The organism is Azospirillum palustre (assembly GCF_002573965.1).
Taxonomy (GTDB): domain Bacteria; phylum Pseudomonadota; class Alphaproteobacteria; order Azospirillales; family Azospirillaceae; genus Azospirillum; species Azospirillum palustre.
In genome coordinates this window covers 67,236-87,807 of record NZ_PDKW01000040.1, presented here as the reverse complement: position 1 = coordinate 87,807, position 20,572 = coordinate 67,236, and the positions used below count along the sequence as shown (strand labels likewise).

The 20,572-nt window shown below is 69.6% G+C and carries 15 protein-coding genes; 2 read left to right on the top strand and 13 right to left on the bottom strand.

Going from position 1 to position 20,572, the window contains the following annotated elements:
- Window positions 1-11: 11 nt before the first annotated feature.
- From CRT60_RS10325 to CRT60_RS10285, 9 genes are all read right to left on the bottom strand, one after another.
- A complete protein-coding gene (locus CRT60_RS10325) occupies window positions 12-1,895 on the bottom strand; it encodes an amidohydrolase (RefSeq protein ID WP_204561812.1) in 1,884 nt (627 codons plus the stop codon).
- Between the two features lie 107 nt (window positions 1,896-2,002).
- Window positions 2,003-2,284 carry a XapX domain-containing protein gene (locus tag CRT60_RS10320; protein WP_098736352.1) on the bottom strand — a complete coding sequence of 94 codons (282 nt, stop codon included), beginning with the start codon at window positions 2,282-2,284 and terminating at the stop codon, window positions 2,003-2,005.
- A gap of 81 nt (window positions 2,285-2,365) precedes the next feature.
- The gene (locus CRT60_RS10315) at window positions 2,366-3,052 is read right to left on the bottom strand and encodes a hydrolase (RefSeq protein ID WP_098736351.1); all 687 of its coding nucleotides are present in this window, start codon (window positions 3,050-3,052) and stop codon (window positions 2,366-2,368) included.
- Window positions 3,053-3,209: 157 nt separating this feature from the next.
- A complete protein-coding gene (locus CRT60_RS10310; protein WP_098736350.1) occupies window positions 3,210-4,205 on the bottom strand; it encodes an alpha/beta fold hydrolase in 996 nt (331 codons plus the stop codon).
- 312 nt (window positions 4,206-4,517) lie between these two features.
- On the bottom strand, window positions 4,518-5,690 hold the full coding sequence (locus tag CRT60_RS10305) for a Gfo/Idh/MocA family protein (RefSeq protein ID WP_098736349.1): 1,173 nt from the start codon (window positions 5,688-5,690) through the stop codon (window positions 4,518-4,520).
- Window positions 5,687-6,754, bottom strand: coding sequence for a sugar phosphate isomerase/epimerase family protein (locus CRT60_RS10300; RefSeq protein WP_098736348.1), 1,068 nt, complete (start codon window positions 6,752-6,754; stop codon window positions 5,687-5,689). The genes CRT60_RS10305 and CRT60_RS10300 overlap by 4 nt, the downstream gene beginning before the upstream one ends.
- Window positions 6,755-6,856: 102 nt before the next feature.
- On the bottom strand, window positions 6,857-7,837 hold the full coding sequence (locus tag CRT60_RS10295) for a substrate-binding domain-containing protein (RefSeq protein WP_098736347.1): 981 nt from the start codon (window positions 7,835-7,837) through the stop codon (window positions 6,857-6,859).
- A gap of 24 nt (window positions 7,838-7,861) precedes the next feature.
- A complete protein-coding gene (locus tag CRT60_RS10290) occupies window positions 7,862-8,836 on the bottom strand; it encodes an ABC transporter permease (protein WP_244592395.1) in 975 nt (324 codons plus the stop codon).
- A 10-nt stretch (window positions 8,837-8,846) separates the two neighbouring features.
- Entirely contained in the window at window positions 8,847-10,349 is a 1,503-nt protein-coding gene (locus tag CRT60_RS10285; protein WP_098736345.1) for a sugar ABC transporter ATP-binding protein, read from the bottom strand.
- A gap of 238 nt (window positions 10,350-10,587) precedes the next feature.
- On the opposite strand from CRT60_RS10285, the gene CRT60_RS10280 reads away from it, so the two are divergent.
- Window positions 10,588-11,817: an ROK family protein gene (locus CRT60_RS10280; RefSeq protein ID WP_098736344.1), complete on the top strand. Its 1,230-nt coding sequence runs from the start codon at window positions 10,588-10,590 to the stop codon at window positions 11,815-11,817.
- On the opposite strand, the gene CRT60_RS10275 is transcribed toward CRT60_RS10280, so the two are convergent.
- From CRT60_RS10275 to CRT60_RS10265, 3 genes are all read right to left on the bottom strand, one after another.
- Window positions 11,795-13,897, bottom strand: a complete 2,103-nt coding sequence (locus tag CRT60_RS10275; protein ID WP_098736343.1) for a methyl-accepting chemotaxis protein — start codon at window positions 13,895-13,897, stop codon at window positions 11,795-11,797. The two genes, CRT60_RS10280 and CRT60_RS10275, sit on opposite strands and share 23 nt — an antisense overlap.
- 380 nt (window positions 13,898-14,277) lie before the next feature.
- Window positions 14,278-15,738 (bottom strand): DUF5666 domain-containing protein, encoded by a 1,461-nt coding sequence (locus tag CRT60_RS10270; protein ID WP_244592394.1) that lies wholly within the window; start codon window positions 15,736-15,738, stop codon window positions 14,278-14,280.
- On the bottom strand, window positions 15,735-16,643 hold the full coding sequence (locus CRT60_RS10265) for a DUF6502 family protein (RefSeq protein WP_204561809.1): 909 nt from the start codon (window positions 16,641-16,643) through the stop codon (window positions 15,735-15,737). The genes CRT60_RS10270 and CRT60_RS10265 overlap by 4 nt, the downstream gene beginning before the upstream one ends.
- A gap of 374 nt (window positions 16,644-17,017) precedes the next feature.
- Here CRT60_RS10265 and CRT60_RS10260 point away from each other — a divergent pair, with 374 nt between their 5' ends.
- On the top strand, window positions 17,018-17,719 hold the full coding sequence (locus CRT60_RS10260; RefSeq protein ID WP_098736340.1) for a hypothetical protein: 702 nt from the start codon (window positions 17,018-17,020) through the stop codon (window positions 17,717-17,719).
- A gap of 190 nt (window positions 17,720-17,909) precedes the next feature.
- Here the strand turns inward: CRT60_RS10260 and ptsP are convergent, their stop codons facing one another.
- A complete protein-coding gene (gene ptsP, locus CRT60_RS10255) occupies window positions 17,910-20,513 on the bottom strand; it encodes a phosphoenolpyruvate--protein phosphotransferase (RefSeq protein WP_098736339.1) in 2,604 nt (867 codons plus the stop codon).
- Window positions 20,514-20,572: the final 59 nt, after the last annotated feature.

The following is a 20,572-nucleotide window of genomic DNA, read 5'->3' as shown; positions in this document are numbered from 1 at the left end:
CGTGAGGCGCCTTACACCGCCCAGCAGCCGCAGCCGAGCGCACCCCAGAAGGACTGCACGTCGGCAGCCGGCACGTCGGCAGAATAGGCGGCGGCGTGGTCGTGGCCGTGGACGCCGCAGCCGGTGGCGCAGCCGCAGGCCGAGGCAAGCGCTTGGCGCTGGTCACCGGCGTCGGCGGATTTGTAATAGCCGCCGAAGGTGCGCACCGGCGACCAGTCCGGCATCGGCTTGGGCAGTTGCGGCGCCAGCGGGCCGTAATCGCCCTCGCCATGCACCACCGCACCGCCGAGCATGGTCAGCACGGAGGTCAGGTGAACGATGCGGTCCTCCGGCACCGAGAAGAAGTCGTCGGACAGCACGGCGAGGTCGGCGAGCTGGCCGGCCTTGATCTGGCCCTTCTTGCCCTGCTCATTGGAGAACCAGGTGTTGGCCTCCGTCCACAGCCGCAGCGCCGTCTCGCGATCCAGCAAATTGGCGCGCGGATAGAGGCTGAGGCCGCCCACCGTCCGGCCGGTCACCAGCCAGGACAGCGAGACCCACGGGTTGTAGCTGGCGACGCGGGTGGCGTCGGTGCCGCCGCCGACCGGCAGGCCGGCCGCCATCATCTTGGCGATGGGCGGGGTCCGCTCCGCCGCCTTGGCGCCGTAGCGCTCGACGAAATATTCGCCCTGGTAGGCCATGCGGTGCTGGACGGCGATGCCGCCGCCGAGTGCGGCGATGCGGTCGATGTTGCGGTCGCTGATCGTCTCGGCATGGTCGAAGAACCAGTGCAGCCCGTCGAAGGGCACGTCGCGGTTGACCTTCTCGAACACGTCGAGCGCGCGGCTGATCGTCTGGTCGTAGGTGGCGTGCAGGCGCCAGGGCCAGCGGTTCTCGGCCAAGAGGCGGATCACCGGCTCCAGGTCGCCTTCCATGTTCGGCGGCATGTCCGGGCGGGCGACGCGGAAATCCTCGAAGTCGGCGGCGGAATAGACCAGCATCTCGCCGGCGCCGTTGTGGCGGTAGCTGTCGTCGCCGTCGCCGGGCTTCACCTTCGACGCCCAGCCGGCGAAATCGGCCAGTTCCTCCTTCGGCTTCTGGGTGAACAGGTTGTAGCTGATGCGCAGCGTCAGCTCGCCGTCGGCATGCAGCTTTTCGACAATGGCGTAATCGTCGGGATAGTTCTGGAAGCCGCCGCCGGCGTCGATCACCCCGGTCACGCCCAGCCGGTTCATCTCGCGCATGAAATGGCGGGTCGAGTTCAGCTGGTACTCGGGCGGCAGCTTCGGCCCCTTCGCCAGCGTCGAATAGAGGATCGTCGCGTTGGGCTGGGCCAGCAGCAGGCCAGTCGGGTTGCCGGCTGCGTCGTGCACGATCTCGCCGCCGGGCGGGTTCGGCGTGTCCTTGGTGTAGCCGACGGCACGCAAGGCCGCGGCGTTCAGCAGGGCGCGGTCGTAGAGGTGCAGGATGAAGACCGGCGTGTCGGGGGCGGCGGCGTTCAGCTCCTCGATGGTCGGCAGGCGCTTCTCGGCGAACTGGTGCTCGGTGAAGCCGCCGACGACCCGGACCCACTGCGGCGCCGGGGTGATGGCCGCCTGCTGCTTCAGCATCGCCATGGCGTCGGCGAGGCTCGGCACGCCGTCCCAGCGCAGCTCCATGTTGTAGTTCAGGCCGCCGCGGATGATGTGCATGTGGCTGTCGATCAGCCCGGGGATCACCCGCCGGCCCTTGGCGTCGATCACTTTCGCCTGGGGAGCCGCGGCGCGCACCTCCGCCTCGGTGCCGACGGCGAGGAAGCGGCCGTCGCGGATGGCGATGGCGCTGGCCTGCGGGTTGGCGCGGTCGAGCGTGGTGACCTTGGCGTTGACGAGGATCAGATCGCCGGCGGCTTGATCAGGGGCGGCAGAATTCGGCATGGCGGCATTCCCGGGTCTGGACGCGAGGGTGGACAACAGCGGCGATGCTAGCAGGGATGCGGCGGCAGTTCCCGCCATCGCTTTCCGGCGGTCGATGGGGGGACGCGTCATGCCTTCCCACCCTTGTCAGCCGGATCGGACTCCACCTGCGGTGCGGCGACGCCGGCATGCGGACCCAGCACATGGCGCGCGCAGTCGGTCTGGATGAAGGCGACGACCGGCTCGCCGGCGATCAACCGCTTGACGACGGGCACCACCTGTTCGCCGACCAGCATGCCGAGCAGTCCGATCAGTGCGATGGTCGGCGGGGCCGGCGAACGGACGCCGATCAGCGCATAGATGACACCGACCAGGATGCCGGCGCCGGCCGAAAGGAGATAGGGCATCATGGGTCCGGACTCCCGGTCTGAAGCTGTTCCGTCAAATGGGGGCCGGCGCCCGGCCGGAACCGGGCGCCGGACAACCTTGGATCAGGCGTGCTCGTGCTTGAGGCCGCCGACCACCTTGTGCGGGAATTCGCCGCGCTGCGGGGCCTTGTGGACCATGGTGTAGGCGTAATCGACGCCCATGCCGTAGGCGCCGAAATGCTCGCGGACGATGTTCATCACGCCGTCGTAGCTCTCGCGCTTGGCCCAGTCGCGCTGGATTTCCAGCAGGACGTTGATCGCGGTGATGGAATGGGCGCCGGCCTGCTCCATGCGGCGGACCGCGGCGTCATGGGCCTCCTTGGAGGTGCCGCCCGAGCAATCGGTGACGATGTAGACCTCGAAGCCTTCCTCGATGGCGCACAGGGTCGGGTAGAGCAGGCAGGCCTCGGTCCACAGCGCGGCGATGACCAGCTTCTTCTTGCCGGTCGCCTTGACGGCGGCCACCAGCTCTTCGGAGTCCCAGCTGTTCATCGAGGTGCGCTCGATGGGGTCCTGCTTCAGCACGTCCATCAGTTCCGGCCAGATGTAGCCGGAGAAGCTCTCGGTCTCCACGGCGGTCACGATGGTCGAGGCGCCGAACAGCTTGGCGGTCTTGGCGAGCGCGATGGTGTTGTTCTTCAGCTGCTGGCGGTCGATGTTGACCACGCCGAAGGACATCTGCGGCTGGTGATCGACGAAGATGAAGACGGTGTCGTCGGCGTTGATGAGCGACTTGGCATTGAAGGTCATGATCGTTTCCTGTTCCGTATGGATTTTTAAGGGGTTGGCCGCCGTTTTCGTCGGCGCCGCCGTCTGAAGGGACAATGGCACGGGGTAGTTCTGCGGGACAATCCGGTCGGTTGGAATATAATTGTTGCCAACAGAAGGACAGTGTCCCGCAGGCCGGTCAGGCGCGGATGAAGGCCAGCAGTTCCTCGTTCACGATGTCCTTGTGCGTGGTGCAAATGCCGTGCGGCGCACCGGGGACGACCTTGAGCGTGCCCTTCGGCAGGAGGGCGACGGCGGCCTTGGCGGAGGTGGCGATCGGGACGATCTGGTCGTCGTCGCCATGCATGACCAGCGTCGGGACGATCATCTTCTTCAGGTCTTCGCGCTGGTCGGTCTCGGAGAAGGCCTTGACGCACTCATACTCGGCCAGCAGGCCGCCCATCATGCCCTGCATCCAGAAGCTGTCGATGACGCCCTGCGAAACCTTGGCCCCCGGCCGGTTGTAGCCGTAGAAGGGGATGGTCAGATCCTTGAAGAACTGCGAGCGGTCGGCCTTCACGCCGGCGCGGATGCCGTCGAACACCTCCATCGGCACGCCGTCGGGGTTCCAGTCGGTCTTGACCATGATCGGCGGGATGGCGCCGATCAGCACCGCCTTGGCGACGCGCGACACGCCGTGGCGGCCGATGTAGCGGGCGACCTCGCCGCCGCCGGTGGAGTGGCCGACATGGACGGCGTTCTTCAGGTCCAGCGCCTCGGTCACCGCGGCCAGATCGTCGGCGTAATGGTCGAGATCGTTGCCGAAGCCCGGCTGCGACGACCGGCCATGGCCGCGGCGGTCATGGGCGATGGTGCGGTAGCCATGCTGGGCCAGGAACATCATCTGGTCTTCGAAGGCGTCGCCGGTCAGCGGCCAGCCATGGCTGAAGACCACCGGCTGGCCGGTCTGCGGACCCCACTGCTTGACGTAGATCTGGACGCCGTCCTTGGTGGTGACGTGGCTGCCCTGGAGCATGGGTTTCGTTCCTTTGGTCTGGTCTGGGCGGGTGGCCGTCTTTTCGGCGGCGACCGCGGTGCCGGCGACCGCGGTCAGCAGGCCGCTGCCCGCGACGGCAAGGGCGGCGCTGCCGGAAAGGACCGTCCGGCGGGACGGATGGAAATCCTGGGTGGTCATGCGAAGTCCGTTCGGGGCCGGGCCGGCAGGACCGGCGCCGGCTGTCTTGGTGAACGGATGTTAGGGAAATGGCCGGGCGGGGGATTGCCTCTTCGGAACGGCTTTTGCCGGTTCTGCGCATCCCGCACCGTAAACGCGAAAAAGCTTCATGATCCCCTCTCCCCCCGGGGAGAGAGTTAGGGTGAGGGGGTCGCATCAGGAGGATTAGGGTGTGTGCGTGGCTTTACAGTCCTTGCAAAGCCACGCAATGCATCCCCCTCACCCCGACCCTCTCCCCGGGGGGGAGAGGGGGATTTCGGGGGGCACAGGCAACTAACCAGCCAAGGACACCCAGGCGGCGTCGCGGCGGCTGGACTCGACGGCGCCATGGATGAAGCGCACGCCGCGAACCCCGTCCTCCACCGTCGGCAGGGGTACGTCGGCCGGGGCCGGGCGGCCGTCGATGCTGGCGGCGATGCGGTCGGCGGCGTCGCGGTAGATTTGCGCGAAGCCTTCCAGATAGCCTTCCGGATGGCCGGCGGGGGTGCGCGAGATGCCGCTCGCCGCGGGCAGGCTGCCGGCACCGGCGCGCAGCAGGGTGCGGGTCGGCTCGCCCAGCGGGGTGAAGCGCAACTCGTTGGGCTGTTCCTGCTGCCACTCCAGCCCGCCGGCCTCGCCGAAGACGCGCAGGCGCAGGCCGTTGGTGGTGCCGGGGGAGACCTGGCTGGCCCACAGCATGCCGCGGGCGCCGCCGTCGAAGCGCATCATGATGTGGGCATTGTCGTCCAGCCGCCGGCCGGGCACGAAGGCGGTCAAATCGGCGGCGAGATCGGTGCAGCGCAGCCCGGTCACGAACTCGGCCAGATGGAAGGCATGGGTGCCGATGTCGCCGATGCAGCCGGCGATGCCGCTCTGCGCCGGGTCGGTGCGCCAGGAGGCCTGCTTATTGCCGCTGGCCTCGAGGTCGGTCGCCAGCCAGTCCTGGGCATATTCGGCCTGGACCACCCGGATGCGGCCCAGCAGGCCCGCCGCCGCCATGGCGCGCGCCTGCCGGATCATCGGATAGCCGCTGTAATTGTGGGTCAGGACGAAGACGAGGCCGCGGCTGTGCACCAGCGCGGCCAGCTCTTCCGCCTCCGCCACCGTGTGGACCAGCGGCTTGTCGCAGATGACGTGGATGCCGGCTTCGAGGAAGGCCTTGGCTGCCGGGTGATGCAGGTGGTTCGGCGTGACGATGGCGACCGCGTCGATGCCGTCGGGGCGGGCAGCCTCAGCCGCCGCCATCCTGTGGAAGTCGTCGTAGCAGCGGTCGGGCGCCAGGAACAGCTCCGTCCCGCTGGCCCGCGCCCGCTCAGGGTTGGAGGACAGGGCTCCAGCCACCAGCTCGTAGCGGTCGTCGATGCGGGCGGCGATGCGGTGGACGGCGCCGATGAAGGCGCCTTGGCCACCGCCGACCATGCCGAGCTTCAGCCGTCTGGAGGACGCGGGTGTTTGATCCGGGCTCATGATGCCCCTTTCCCCAGACCGAGAATCCGGCGGTTGGCCGCCTCGTCGGTGCCGGCATCGGCGAAATCGTCGAAGGCGCGGTCGGTGACGCGGATGATGTGGTCCTGGATGAAGCGGGCGCCTTCGGCGGCCCCCTGTTCCGGATGCTTGATGCAGCATTCCCATTCCAGCACCGCCCAGCCGTCGAAACCGTACTGGGTCAGCTTGGAGAAGATGCCGCGGAAATCGACCTGCCCATCGCCCAGCGAGCGGAAGCGTCCGGCGCGGTCCTTCCACGGCGCATAGCCGGAATAGACGCCCTGCCAGGGGGTCGGGTTGAACTCCGCATCCTTGACATGGAACATGCGGATGCGGTCGCGGAACACGTCGATGTAGCCGAGATAGTCCAGCTGTTGCAGGACGAAGTGGCTGGGGTCGAACAGGATGTTGCAGCGCTCATGCCCGCCGACCCGGTCGAGGAACATCTGGAAGGTGGTGCCGTCGAACAGGTCCTCGCCGGGGTGGATCTCATAGCAGAGATCGCAGCCGGCCTCGTCGAAGGCGTCGAGAATCGGCCGCCAGCGCTTCGCCAGCTCGTCGAAGGCGGTTTCGATCAGGCCGGGCGGACGCTGCGGCCACGGATAGAGATAGGGCCAGGCCAGCGCACCGGAGAAGGTGGCATGCGCGGTCAGGCCGAGGTTCGCCGATGCCTTGGCGGCGAGGTGCAGCTGTTCCACCGCCCAGGCCTGCCGGGCGTCGGGACGGCCATGGACCTCCGCCGGTGCGAAGCCGTCGTAAAGTGCGTCGTAGGCGGGGTGGACGGCGACGAGCTGGCCTTGCAGGTGGGTCGACAGCTCGGTCAGTTCGACGCCGGCATCGGCCAGCGTGCCCTTGATCTCGTCGCAATAGGTTCTGCTGGTCGCTGCCTTGTGCAGGTCGAACAGGCGGTGGTCCCAACTGGGGATCTGCACCCCCTTGAAGCCGAGGCCGGCGGCCCAGCGGGCGATGCCGTCCAGCGAGTTGAAGGGGGCTGCGTCGCCCGCGAACTGGGCGAGGAAGATCGCCGGGCCTTTGATGGTCTTCATGGGTCTGGCTCCCCGGTTTTCGGGAGGTGTCGGCTGGCGGCTGTCCCCCTTGACCCTCCCCCGCTGGGAGGGGGAGTGTCAGGGGGACTGACGAACCAGGGATCAGTACGGCGAATCCGGGAAGTAGAACTCCTTGGCATTCTCCTTGGTGATCAGCGCCGACGGGATGATGTAGGTCGCCGGCAGCTTGTCGCCCTTCAGACGCGCCTCAGCGGTCATCTTGATGGCGTCGTAGATGAACTTCGGCGAATAGGACACGTCGGCGTGGATCAGCGGGTTGGAGCCGTCGAGGATGGTCTTCACCATCGTCTTGGACCCGGCACCGCCGAACACCTCCTTGATGTCGGTGCGCTTGGCCTGCTCGATGGCCTTCAGCACGCCGAAGGCCATGTCGTCGTCGGCGGCCCAGACGACGTCGATGTCCTTGAAGCGGGTCAGGAAGTCCTGCGTCACCTTGAAGGCGTCGTCACGGTTCCAGTTGGCGTATTTGCCGTCGAGGATCTTGATGTCGGGATACTGCTTCAGCGCGCCGGTGAAAGCCTCCCAGCGCTCGTTGTCGAGCGTGGTCGGGATGCCGCGCAGCGCCACGATGTTGGCCTTGCCGTTGTATTTCTTGGCGATGTATTCCGCCGGGATGCGGCCGAAGGCGGTGTTGTCGCCGGCGATGTAGGCGTCCTGTGCGCTCGGATCCGTCAGGCCGCGGTCGACGACGGTGACATAGACGTTCTTCTTCTTCGCCTGCAGCACCGGCTGGGTCAGGGCGGCGGATTCGAAGGGGAAGATGACCAGCGAGTCGATCTTGGTCACCGTCACCAGATCCTGAAGCTGGTTCGCCTGCTCCGGCGCGCCGCTGGCGGTCTTGACGGTGATCTTCAGGTTGGGATGGGCCTTCTCAAGCTCCGCCTTCGCCTGGTTGGCCCACCAGACGATGCCGCCGGTGAAGCCGTGGGTGGCGGCCGGGATGCTGACGCCCAGCTTCACCGTGTCCGCCGCCAAGGCGAAGCCGCCGAGGGCGATCGTCGCCGTCATCGCAAGGCCGGCGCCCAGGACGAGACGGCGGGTGGAACGCGCAACTTCCGACATGACGTTTCTCCTCCTCTTGATTTTTTAAGGACGCCGGCGCTGCAAAAAGGCGACGGCGATGATGACGCAGCCCTGCACCGCCGCGTTCAGGTAGACGCTGATGATGCTGGTCAGGTTCAGGATGTTGCTGATGACCGACAGCAGAACCGCACCGATCACCGTGCCGGCGATCCGTCCCTCGCCCCCCTTGAAGGAGGTGCCGCCGACGATCACCGCGGCGATGGCCTCCAGCTCCCACAGCAGGCCGGTGGTGGGGGAGGCGGAACCCAGGCGCGGCACATACAGCACCGTGGCGATGCCAACGCAGACGCCGAGCAGCCCATAGGTCAGCAGCTTCACCCGGTCGACATCCACCGCGGCGAAGCGGGCGACCTGCTCGTTGGAGCCGATGGCCTGGACATAGCGGCCGAAGGCGGTGCGGTTCAGCAGGACGGCCCCGGCAATCGACACCACCAGGAAGACCCAGACCGGCACCGGAATGCCCAGCAGGCTGCCGTAATAGACGGGGCCGTAGGCGTCCGACAGGTCGTTGTCCAGCGTGATGGCGCCGCCGTCGGCCAGCCAGGTCAGCACGGCGCGGAAGATGCCGAGCGTGCCCAGCGTGACGATGAAGGGCTCGATCCGCCCGCGTGTGATCAGATAGCCGTGCGCCAGCCCGAAGCCGCCGCCCAGCAGCAGGGCGAACAGCATGCCGAGCGCCACGACGACGACCGGCGAGCCGACCGACCCGGCCAGCGCATTCATCAGCAGGATCATGCCGCCGGCGATCAGCGCCGCCATCGATCCCACCGACAGGTCGATGCCGCCGGAGATGATGACGAAGCACATGCCGATGGAGATGATCCCGATGAAGGCCGTGCGGGTCAGCACGTTCATCATGTTGTCCCAGGTGGCGAAATCCGGGTTCAGCGCCGTGCCGACGATCAGCAGCAGCACCAGCCCGACGACCGGGCCGAAGCGGTGCGGATCGAAACGGCGGGCGGGCTTGCCTGTGGGCACGGTGCCGGCCTCAGTGACGGGTGTGGGTGCCGATGTCTGTCCCGATGGCATGGGCAATCAACTCCTCTTCGCTGAGCCGGTCGGCGGGCACGGTTGCGGCGACCCGGCGTCCGCGCATCACGATCACCCGGTGGCAGAGCCCGATCAGTTCGATCAGTTCCGATGAAATCACGATCACGCCGCGCCCTTCGGCGGCAAGCCGCGCGATCAGGAAATAGATGTCCCGCTTGGCGCCGACATCGACGCCGCGGGTCGGCTCGTCCAGCACGAAGACGCGCGGGTCCGGCTCCAGGAACTTGGCGATGGCCAGCTTCTGCTGGTTGCCGCCGGACAGCGAGGATGCCGTGCCCTGCGGATTGCCGCGGATGCCGAAATTCGCGACGGCATGCTCCAGCGCCCGATCCTCCGAGGCCGGCGACAGCAGCGGCTGGGCATGGTGGCGCAGCGTCATCAGGGTCAGGTTGTCGCGCAGCCCCATGGTGACGTGCAGGCCCTTGCCCTTGCGGTCCTCGCTGAGATAGGTCAGGCCGTTCCGCATCGCCTCGCGCGGGTTGCGCAAGCGAACCGGGCGGCCTTCGATCTCGACCGTGCCGCCGCTGCGCGGGCGAAGGCCCAGGATGCCCTCGAACAGTTCGGTGCGGCCGGCGCCGACCAGACCGGCGAAGCCCAGGATTTCGCCGGGATGGAGGTCGAAGCTCACATCCTCCGCCCAGCCGGGAACGGTCAGGCCGCGCACCGCCATCAGCGGCTTGCCGATGGCGGGACTATGCTTGGCGGGGAACATGTCGGTCAGTTCGCGCCCGACCATCAGCGTCGCCATGCGCTGGCGCGGCGTCTCGGCGGTGGGGGCGCGGGCGACGAAACGGCCGTCGCGCATCACGATCACCTCGTCGGTGATGCGCTCCACCTCGTCCAGCTTGTGGGAGATGTAGACGATGGTGACGCCCGCTTGGCGCAGCCGGTCGATCAGCCCGAACAGCCGGTCGCATTCCGACGGTGTCAGGCTGGCCGTCGGCTCGTCCATGATCAGCAGGCGGGCGTTGCGCAGCTGCGCCTTGGCGATCTCCACCAGCTGCTTCTCGGCGACGATCAGTTCGCGGACCTTGGTGTCGGGATCGCGCTCGAAGCCGACCTGGCGCAGGGCGTTGGCCGCCCGGTCGCGCATCGCGCGGTCGTCAAGCAGCCAGCCGCGTTTGATCTCGTGGCCGAGGAACATGTTCTGGGCGACGGTGAGGTCGTCGGCGAGGCTGAGTTCCTGATGGATCAGCACGATGCCGCGCTGTTCGGCGTCGCGGGAGTTCCGGAACGTCACCGCTTCGCCGTCGATGCGGAGCGTGCCGGAGGTCGGTGCGTGATAGCCGGCGAGGATCTTCATCAGTGTCGATTTGCCGGCGCCATTCTCGCCCAGCAGCCCATGCACCCGGCCCGGATGCAGGTCGAAACTGACGCCGTGCAACACCCGCACGGGTCCGAATTCCTTGGTGATGCCGTCGAAGGCGACATGCAGGCTCATGGCTCCGCACCCCCTGACGGCATTTCCACCAACCGCAAGCCTGCGGCCGGGCGGATACCGTCCATGACGTTTCTCCCACTGCGAGGCGTGTCGTCCCGTAAGACGCCGCTTCGTTCGTTGGGCTGATGGTAAGCCCGCCGCTTTGGACAGACAATGGCCGACTTCGAACATAATTTGGCAAAAGTGGGTAAGCTGTGATAGGGAAGGAGACACGCGTCGTTCGGAAAGGCACTCGTCGATGGTTGACTGGCAACGTCTGTCGGACGGCGAGCGCGCCCTGCTGGAGCGGCTGTTCTGGGCGGGCGGCCTGTCGCGGGGCGAACTGGCGGCGTCGGTCGATTTCTCCAAGAGCAAGGCCAACCTTGCGATCTCCAGCCTGATCGGCCGCGAACTGATCGAGGAAGGCGGGGTGCAGCCATCCTCGGGCGGCCGGCGGCCAGAGGTGCTGCGGCTGAGCCACCGGATGGGGGTGCTGGCGGGAATCGACATCGGCGCCACCAGCATCGACGTGGCGCTGCTCGCCCCCGACATGACGGTACTGGACCATAGGTCGGAAGCGGCGGACGTGCGCGACGGGCCGGCGGTGGTGTTCGGGCGGGTGCGGGATTTGCTGCGCGAGGCGCGGGAGCGGATGGGGATCGGGCCGGGGCGGGTGCTGGGCATCGGCGTCGGCGTGCCGGGTCCGGTCGCCTTCGACAGCGGCATGCTGGTCAACCCGCCGCTGTTGCCGGGGTGGGAGACCTTCTCGATCCGCGAATTCCTGGCGGAGGAGTATGCCGCCCCGGTCTTCGTCGACAACGATGTGAACATCATGGCGCTGGGCACGCACTGGCGCCTGCGCGGCCAGCTTCAGAACTTCCTGGTGATCAAGGTCGGCACCGGCATCGGCTGCGGCATCATCTGCCACGGCCTGGTGTATCGCGGGCGGGACGGGTCGGCGGGCGACGTCGGCCATATCTGCGTCGATCCGCAGGGGCCGGTCTGCCATTGCGGCAATGCCGGCTGCGTCGAGGCGATGGCGGCCGGGCCGGCCATCGCGCGCATGGCGGAGGAGACGGCGCGGGGCGGGGAGAGCCCGCGGCTGATGGAGTTGCTGGAGCGCAACGGTGCGCTGACCACGGTCGACCTCGGCAACGCCAGCCGGGCGGGGGATGCGGCGGCCACCGCCATCGTCCAGCAGGCCGGCGGCGATATCGGGCGGATGCTGGCCGCCGTGGTGAACTTCTTCAACCCGTCGCACATCTTCATCGGCGGCGGTGTCGCGCGGATCGGGCCGCTGTTGCTGGCCTCGATCCGGCAGAGCGTCTATCGGCGCTCGCTCGCCCTCTCCACCCGGCATCTCGACATCCAGTATGTGCCGGAGGTCGAGAGCGCCGGGGTGATCGGCGCCGCGGTGATGGCGGTGCAGGAAACCATGCTGGCCGGACCGGCGACGGGAACCGGCGTCACGCCGCCCGCACGGCGGTGATGAAGGAGGCCACCTCGCCGCGCAGGGTTTCCGCCTCGCGGGCAAGGCTGCTGGCGGCGTCCAGCACCTCGGTGGCGGCGGAGCCGGTCTCCAGCACCGCGTGGTTGACGCCGACGATGGTGGAGGACACCTCCGTGGTGCCGCGCGCGGCCTCCGTCACGTTGCCGGCGATGTCGCGGGTGGCGGCGCCCTGTTCCTCGATGGCGGCGGCGATGGTGGTGGTGATCTCGCTGATGCGGCCGATGGTCTGGCCGATGCCGTGGATGGCGTCCTGGGCGCCGCCGGTGGCCTGCTGAATCTCCTTAACCTTGGCCTGGATCTCGTCGGTAGCGCGGGCGGTCTGGCTGGCCAGCGCCTTCACCTCGCCGGCGACGACGGCGAAGCCCTTGCCGGCCTCCCCGGCGCGGGCCGCCTCGATGGTGGCGTTGAGCGCCAGCAGGTTGGTCTGTGCGGCGATGCTGTTGATCATCTCCACCACATGGCCGATCTGGTCGGCCGCCTCCACCAGCGTACGCATGGTGCTGTTGGTCCGCTCGGCCTGGGTCACCGCCTCGCCCGAGATGCGCGTGGAGGCGGCGATCTGCCGGCCGATCTCCAGGATGGAGGCCGACAGCTCCTCGGTCGCCGACGCCACGGTCTGGACGTTGACGGACGCCTGTTCGGAGGCCGCGGCGACGGCGGTCGCCTGGGCGCTGGCATGGCTGGCGGTGGTCGACATGGCGCCGGCGGTGCCCTGCATCTCGGTCGCGGCCGAGGCCACCGTCTCGACGATGTGCATGGCCTTGGCGTCGAAATCGCGCATCAGCGCTTCCAGCCGGGCGGCCCGCGCCTCCTTGGCGGCCTGTTCGCGGGCCTGCTCCGCCGCCAGACGGTCGGCGGTCAGCATGCTGTCGCGGAAGACGGTGACGGTCGCCGCCATGCCGCCGATCTCGTCGGCGCGGCCAAGGCCGGGGATGGCGACGGCCATGTCGCGGTCGGCCAGACGCCGCATCGCCTCGGTCATTTCGCGGATCGGATCGCTGACCCGGCGCTTGGCGACGATCAGGCCGGCGACGGCCAGCACGATGGCGGCCACCACCAGCAGACCGGCGATGACGGCATCCTGCGCCGCACGCGCGGCCTGGGCATCGGAACGGACGACCATGCGGTCCACCGCCGCCAGGGCGGCATCGACGATGTAGCCTTGGCTGGCGGTGTCCTGCTGGCGCAGAGTGCCGATCTCGACCGGAGACTTGCGGCCTTCGGCCAGGGCGGCGAGCACCGCCTTGCGCTGGTCGACCAGCGGGCCTTCGAAATTCACCTTGGCCTTTTCGACCGCCTCGCGGATCCGGTCGGGCGTGTCGGGGCGGGAGGCCGCTTCCCTGACCAGGGCCCAGGCCTGACCGGTGCGGCCGATGGCCTCCGCCACCGCCTGCGCGTCGGCCGGCGTCCAGGCCTGGCCGGTGGCGACCGCGGTCTGGATGCGCAGCGCCATGCCGCCGGCATTCAGCCGGGTGTTCCAGGCGGCGCGCTTGATGCCGAGCAGATGGTCGATCATCGGATCGGCCAGTTTCAGCGATCCGTCCAGCAGGTCGGTCGCGGCGGTCAGCGCGTCGAGATAGGCGACCGGCGCCGTCGCCCAGGCCTCCGCCACCGCCGGATCGCGGGCGGGTTTGCGCTGGCGCAGCGCGGAGTCCGCCCTCTGGTGCAAGGCCGCCAGCGTGTCGTGGGCGGTGCGCAGCGTCGCGGCCGCAGCCGGCAGGCCGGGCAGTTCGAGCGCGTCCAGCTTGGCGGCGATGGCGGCATAGCCGCTTTCCGCCACCGCACGGTTGGCGGCGATGTCGCGCAGGTCGGCGTCGCCGGCCGGCTCCTCCGCCCCCAGTACCGGAGCGACCAGACCGCGCTCCAACCGGATCGCCAACAGCGTGCGCAGCAGGTCGCGGCTGGTCTCGCTGAGGGTGGCGACACGCTGCGCATTGCGGGTGCGGTCGACGACGTCGATCAGCGTGACACAGCTGGTGGCGATCAGCAGCAGCCCCAGCGCGGCGACGACGAGTCCAAGGGTGGCGCGGATCGACAGCCGCGAAAGGAGCGAGATCATGGTCTGGTCCTGTCTGTGCGAAGAGTTGGAGCCGTTTCGGACGGCACGACACCGTTCCCCCTGCCGGGGCGGGCCGGTCGAGCGGGCGTGTTTTGGAAACCGGTTAGGGCCTAAACCGAAGACAATACTGGAAACCGACTATGCGGTTTCGGTTTAGCCCTGATTGACAGCGGCGCCGGTCTTCCGCGACGGCTTTCCTCCGACGTTGATATATTAATATTCTAATGCGGATAAGTTCGGGAATGCAGGCAGAATCCAAATGTGGATCAAAATGCCGCAGCGCCTTGTGAGCGGGGGTCAAAGGCGTCTTGCAGGCTTTTAAAATAAATACTCAAGTCCAGGGTGTGGCGTTATTTGCACGCATCGGTCGCTGTGCTTGATCAAAAATGCCCGCCGCGACCCCCGTCCGGCCCGCCGCCGAAACCCCCGCCAAATCCTCCGCCGAACCCTCCTTTGGGGCCGCCGTGGGGCGAACCGCCATCCCCCGGCATGGAGCCCCGTCCCCGGCCGGGACCGCCGAACCCTCCCCCGAACCCGCCGCCGGTCGGGGCGGCGGTGGAGTCCGGCGCGGCGCCCGTGGAAGAGGGCGGGCTGGCCGCACGGGCGGCTCCGGAGGCGGAACTGCCGTCCGGGCTGGAGTTGGGGCCGGCAGCGGGCCGCTGGCCGGCGGCCGGGCCGCCATAGGGGCCACCATAGGGGCTGGGTGGCGCCCCCCATCCAGGATGGGTGCGCAGGCCGTCGACCGGTCCTTCCGGCCTCTCCATGCCCGGCCCCTCCATACCCGGTGCATCCTGCCCCTGGGGGCCGTCGGGGCGCATGCCTGCCCGTGCCAGCCCGGCCGCACGGGCGGCGGGATCGGCGCCGTCGAGCGACCGGCCGCCCAGGCGCGCGGCGCCGAAGGACCGGCTGCGGTCGATTCCGCCGCCGGACGTCACCACGCTGTCGATCACCACACGCGCGGGCGCGGCTCCGCCGTCGGGCCGGCCGATGCGCGGGCCGCCCGGACTCGTCGTCTGCCCGGAGGCATCGACATAGGTTTCGATCGACAGGGCGCTGACCGTGCCGCCGAAGGGATTGAAGGGATCGGCGTCCACCGCGAGCGCCGCGGCGGGATCGGGCTTGCCGGCGACGCGCACGATGCTGCCCACCGCCGGGAGGGCGCCGCTCAGGCTCCGGCCGCGGGACAGCGTCAGCCCGGCAACGGTCAGCGTCTTCGGTGTCACGGAGTCCAGCCGTCCGCGCAGGATCCAGCCGCGCGCCGGCTCCCAGGGATCGACGCGGCTGGCGTCGATCACCCCATCCGGCCGGCGCAGGCCCGAGATCGCGACCCAGCGTCCGGGGGTGAGCGCCGTGGTGCCCTCCGCCTCGGCAAGGTCGATGCGCTGTCCCAACACCAGAGCGCCGCCGGCCGTCGTCCGTTCCACCGGACCGGCGACGGCGAAGCGCACCTCCAGCGTCTGCGCCGTCAGGCCGGTCGGCCCGCCCGGGGCGGCGGTCATGGCGACCGTCTGGCCGATCCGCACGTCGCCGGGCTGGGCCGGCCGGCCTTCGATCCGCACCTGGGTCGTCTGCGGCAGATCGACCCGCAGGCCGTTGACCCAGACGCTGCCGAAGGCGGTGACGGTTCCGACGATGCCGGTACTGGTTATGCCGCTACTGGTTATCCCGGTGCCGCCGATGCCGCGGTCGGCGACAGAAACGCCGGTGCCGCCGATGCCCCGGTCTGCTATGCGGCCGTCCACCACTCCGCCGTCCCGGTTCGGGGTGGGACCGCAGCCGGCGGCGGCCAGCATCAGCGTCAGCAACAGCGTGCGGGCGAGGGGGGCGGGCTTGCGGATCACGATGCCGCCGCTCCCTCGCCGGACCCGGCATCGTGCCGCGCAGGGTCTGCCGCCTCTTCCTCGTCATAGAGGTAGAGGCCGGCGGTGAAGCGGTGGCCGGCGTCGTCGCGGCCGGCGTCGCCATCGGCGAGATCGGCCGCCAGGCGGTTCAGTTCGACCAGCATCGCCATGCCCAGCCTGTCGGCCTCCCGCCGCAGGACGGCGACCGAGTCGGGGCTGAGCCGGTCATAGGCGAGCGCCCGCTCCAGGAACGGCGGCGCGCCACCCGCCAGATTGTGGCCGGACGCCGCCAGATGGTCGGCAAGGTTGCGGCCATAGTAATAGGCGAGCTTGTCGAGGTCGCCGCGCGGCACATGCGCCGCCTCGGCAAGGTCGAGCAGCCCGTCCGGCCGTTCCGTCACCAGACCGGCATGCAGAAGCTCGTCCAGCAGGGCGCGCGGGCGGATGTCCTTGCTGATGCCGGTCACCAGCGTTTCGAAGCCGGCTTCGCCGTCGGAAACGCGGGGCAGGGGGCGGGGGCGGCCGTCGGCGTCGAGGAAGGCGGCTTCGGTCAGCCAGCGGCTCAGCACCTGGGCGCCCAGCGACGGGGCGGCCGCTGCGGCGGCCTCCGCGACCGGCGGCGCGCTGCGGATCTGGCTGACGTCCTTGCGGTGGACGCCGGTCAGCAGGGTGATGCGGCTGTCGGTCATCGGTTTTCCGGGCAGCGCGAAGCCGCGCTCCGCAACCTCGACATACACCGACTTCAGAAGGTTCGCCAGCATCGGCCAGGAAATGCCGAAGCCGACCAGCGTCCGCACCAGCGGAACCAGCAGCCGGCGCACCGCCGTCAGCAGCGCCGGCGGCGGTGCCGCCCCGGTGCTGCCGGCCACTGTCGGGCGGTCTGGTTCGGGGCTGCGGATCGGCACGCGCCTGACACTCCGGCGGTTGGGGGCTGGCCCTGGACCGATGTGGGCATCGATCTTAAGGACCGACGTGACAATAGCGCGGCGGAAGGGAAAGGGAATCACCTTTTCGCTTGATGTGGGAAATTTTCCCACGCATCATGCCGGGCATGCGACGGTCGCCGTGGCTGCGCAGTGTCACGAGGACCGCCAAGGTCCGCCAAGGTTTAAGGAGCGGCCGTCCGGCCGTAGCCCGCATGAGCCTGTCATCGTTCGATCATCAGCCAGCCCGCCAGCCCACCCACCAGCACGCCGGCCGGGACTGTCCATCCCCCGCCATGGCGCGCGGGGCGCAGGGCCTGCCGCCGGTCCTTCCCTTCCGAACGCGAGCGTCCGACATGGCGTCGTCCATCGCCCGTCACGCGGTCACCAACCGGTCCGCTTTGATCCGCAGCTGCCTGTTCGGGGTGGCGGCCAACCTGCTGGTGGTCGGCAGCGCGCTGTATGCCCGGCCATTGCAGGATGCCCTGTGGGTGGGAGGCGACGACGGCAGCCTTCTTCTGCTGGTGGCCGTGGCGCTGAGCCTGTTCGCCTTGCATGCGATGCTGGAGTTGGCGCAATCGCGGGAACTGGCGCGGCTGGTGCCGTCGGGTGCCGCCACCGGGTGGTTGCAGCGTCTGTGGGTGCTGGAGGCGGCATGGGCGCCGGTCCATCTGGCGGTGCTGGCGCTGGTGAGCCCGCTGATGGGTACCATGGCGCTGGCCGGAGTCGCGGCGCTGGCGGCGATGATCGCGGTGGGGGCGACCGGGCCGGCGCAAGCCGCGGGCGGGCAGTCGCAGCTCGCCCGGTTGGCCGGCGCCGACAGCTTCGGCTGTACCGACGGCTTCCTCGCCGGGCTGGGCTTCTGCGAAACGGTCTATCGTGTGCTGATCGTCGGGCTGGGTGCGGCGCTGCTGATGCGCGGCGACCTGACGCCGGGGCTGTTCGTCGCCGCATCGCTGATCGGCATCGCCGCGATGCGGGCCGCCGCCCGGAGCGCTGCCCGCTGGCATGGCGGCCGGCAGGCGGCGGCGGTGCTGCTGATGGCCGGGCGGGTGTGACGCAAAAACGCCCTCTCCCGCCCCGGGAGAGGGAGGGGACCCACGGAGTGGGGAGGGTGAGGGGCCGCCCAAGAATCCCGGAGCGCATGAGCGCGAACCGCATGGCTTCGAGCCTAACCCCTCACCCTTCCCATGGCGATGCCATAGGCCCCTTCCCTCTCCCGGGACGGGAGAGGGAGAATTAAGGCACTCAAAGCGCCGGCCAGCTCTCCGCGACCAGCCGGCGGACCTCGTCGGCGCTGTCGGTGCCGAGGGCGGCTTCGGCGACGCGGCGGCAATCCTCCATGCGCAGGGTGCGGATGAACGCCTTCAGGTCGGCGATCACCGCCGGGGTGGCCGACAGTTCGGTGACGCCCAGCCCGATCAGCAGCGGCGCCGCCATCGGGTCGGAGGCGGAGCCGCCGCACACCGCGACCACCCGGTCATGGGTCTTCGCCCCCATCACCGCAAGGCGGATCAGCCGCAGCACGCCCGGATGCAGCGCGTCGAGCTGGGCCGCCACATGCGGGTTGCCGCGGTCCATCGCCAGCACATACTGGGTCAGGTCGTTGGTGCCGATGGACAGGAAATCCGCCACCGCGCCGATGCGGTCGGCGATCAGGGCGGCGGCCGGCACCTCGATCATCGCCCCCAGCTCGATGGGTTCGGCCCGGCCGAGCTTTGCCCGCTCCTCGTCCACCATCGCCCGCACCGCCTGGAGTTCGGACGGCGAGGCGATCATCGGCACCATGATGCGGCAGACGCCGGCCGGCTTCACCCGCAGGATGGCGCGGATCTGCGCCCGCAGAAGCTCCGGTTCGCGCAAGCCGACGCGGACGCCGCGCAGGCCGAGCACCGGGTTCTCCTCCTTCGGCAGGGGCAGGTAGGACAGCGGCTTGTCGCCGCCGACATCCAGCGTGCGGATCACCAGCGGCCGGCCTTCCAGCGCGTCGGCGATCTGCTGGTACTGCTGGTACTGCTCATCCTCGGTCGGGGCGGACTGGCGTTCCAGGAACAGGAACTCGGTGCGCAGCAGGCCGCAGCCCTCGGCACCCTCCACCACCGCGCCGGGGGCGTCGCTGACCCGGCCCAGGTTGGCGAACACCTCGATCCGCGTGCCGTCGGCCATCCGGCAGTCCTCGCGGGAGGTGAGGCGGTTCTCCTCGCGGCGCGCCGTGCGGGCGGCAACGGCGGTCCGGGTCGCCGCCAGCGTGTCCTCCGGCGGGAAGACCAGCAGCTCGCCGCGGTTGCCGTCGATCACCACGGGGGCGCCGTCCGGCACCCGCTCCGCCTGCCGGCCCAGCGCCACCACGGTGGGCACGCCCAGTGCCGCCGCCAGGATGACGGCGTGGGAGGTCGGGCCGCCATGCGCCATGCCGATGCCGGCCAGCCGTCCGTCCGGAACCCCGGCGAGGTCGGAGGGCAGGATCTCGTCGGCCAAAACGATGCTGCCCGCCGGCAGTTCGGCCAGCCCGACGTCGGGTCCCTTGCCGGACAGGGCGGTCAGCACCTGCTGTTCAAGGTCGCGCAGGTCGGCGGCGCGTTCGGCCATGCGGGGATCGGCGAGGGCGGCCAGGGCGTCGGCCTGGAGGCGCGCCGTGCGCTGCCAGGACCATTCGGCGCTCTTGCCGGCCCGGATGTCGGCGAGCGCGCCGTCCAGCAGTTCCGGATCGTCCAGAAGCTCCCGGTGGGCCTGGAAGATGGCGGCATGTTCGGGCATCCGCTGCGCGGATTGCGCCAAGCCGGCGACGACTTGCTCCAGCGCCCGGCGCAGGCGCGGCTCCTCGATATCCGGGCCGGCGCCCTGTTCGACCACGCGCACAATGCTGCGGAACCGGCGGACGACGGCGCCGACCGCCTGTCCCGGCACGGCGATGGTGCCCTTCAGCAGCACCTCCTCGCCGGGGGCGAAGGGCGGGCCGACCTCTTCCTCGGCGGCCGGCTGGGCCGGGGTGGCGGCGGCTGGAGGTGCAGCCGGCGCGGCCTGTGAACCGGCGCCGGCGGCGGCACCGGCAGCGACGGTGGAGACGACCGGATCGCCCAGCCCGCCCTCGATCAGCACGGCGATGCTCTCCGCCATGTCCTGGGCGCCGGGGCCGGCGGCGCGCACCGTCAGCCGGTCGCCGAGCATGGTGCCGAGCCCCATCAGGGCGACCACGCTCTTGGCGTTGGCGCGGCGGTCGCGGCAGTGGATGGTGACGGTGCCGGGATAGGCCTTCGTCGCGGCGACCAGGGCCGCCGCCGGCCGGGCATGCAGCCCGCTGGCGATGGGCAGCACGACGCTCCGCTCGCCGGTTTCTCCGTCGCCGTCTTCTCCCGAGTCGGGAGCGGCGGCGGGAAGTCCGGCATCGGCGCCGCTGCCGCCATGGACGGTCATCGCCGCGTCGCCGGCGGCGATCTCGCGATCCACCGACAGCCCGTCGACGGTGTAGCCGTCATTCACCACCACCATCATGCTGACCAGGCTCTGCGCCCGGCTTCCCACCAGATCCATGTCGAAGCTGATCAGGCGGTCGCCGGTCTTGACCGATTGCCCGTCCTGGACATGGGCGGTGAAGCCCTCTCCGTTCAGGCCGACGGTGTCGACCCCCAGATGCAGCAGAATTTCCGCGCCGCTGGCGGTGCGGACGGTGCAGGCATGGCGCGCCCGGTGGATCGACAGCACGGTGCCGTCGCAGGGGCTGCGCAACTCGCTCACCGTGGGGTCGATGGCCATGCCGGTTCCGACCAGCCCCTGGGCGAAAGCGGGATCGGGCACCTCGGACAGCGGCATGGCCCATCCGGCCAGCGGGGCTGCAAGCGTGATCGCGGTCATGTGGTTCGGTCCTCTTTTCTTATCGCCAGACCGCAGCGGGCATCCCCTGGCGGGCGTCT

Bases quoted from the DNA above. Each gene is read 5' to 3' on its own strand.
- CRT60_RS10260 (WP_098736340.1), top strand. From the start codon at position 17,018: ATGGCGTCGTCCATCGCCCGTCACGCGGTCACCAACCGGTCCGCTTTG.
- CRT60_RS10275 (WP_098736343.1), bottom strand. From the start codon at position 13,897: ATGATCTCGCTCCTTTCGCGGCTGTCGATCCGCGCCACCCTTGGACTC.
- CRT60_RS10310 (WP_098736350.1), bottom strand. From the start codon at position 4,205: ATGACCACCCAGGATTTCCATCCGTCCCGCCGGACGGTCCTTTCCGGC.
- CRT60_RS10305 (WP_098736349.1), bottom strand. From the start codon at position 5,690: ATGAGCCCGGATCAAACACCCGCGTCCTCCAGACGGCTGAAGCTCGGC.
- CRT60_RS10295 (WP_098736347.1), bottom strand. From the start codon at position 7,837: ATGTCGGAAGTTGCGCGTTCCACCCGCCGTCTCGTCCTGGGCGCCGGC.
- CRT60_RS10320 (WP_098736352.1), bottom strand. From the start codon at position 2,284: ATGATGCCCTATCTCCTTTCGGCCGGCGCCGGCATCCTGGTCGGTGTC.
- ptsP (WP_098736339.1), bottom strand. From the start codon at position 20,513: ATGACCGCGATCACGCTTGCAGCCCCGCTGGCCGGATGGGCCATGCCG.
- CRT60_RS10325 (WP_204561812.1), bottom strand. From the start codon at position 1,895: ATGCCGAATTCTGCCGCCCCTGATCAAGCCGCCGGCGATCTGATCCTC.
- CRT60_RS10285 (WP_098736345.1), bottom strand. From the start codon at position 10,349: ATGAGCCTGCATGTCGCCTTCGACGGCATCACCAAGGAATTCGGACCC.
- CRT60_RS10300 (WP_098736348.1), bottom strand. From the start codon at position 6,754: ATGAAGACCATCAAAGGCCCGGCGATCTTCCTCGCCCAGTTCGCGGGC.
- CRT60_RS10315 (WP_098736351.1), bottom strand. From the start codon at position 3,052: ATGACCTTCAATGCCAAGTCGCTCATCAACGCCGACGACACCGTCTTC.
- CRT60_RS10280 (WP_098736344.1), top strand. From the start codon at position 10,588: ATGGTTGACTGGCAACGTCTGTCGGACGGCGAGCGCGCCCTGCTGGAG.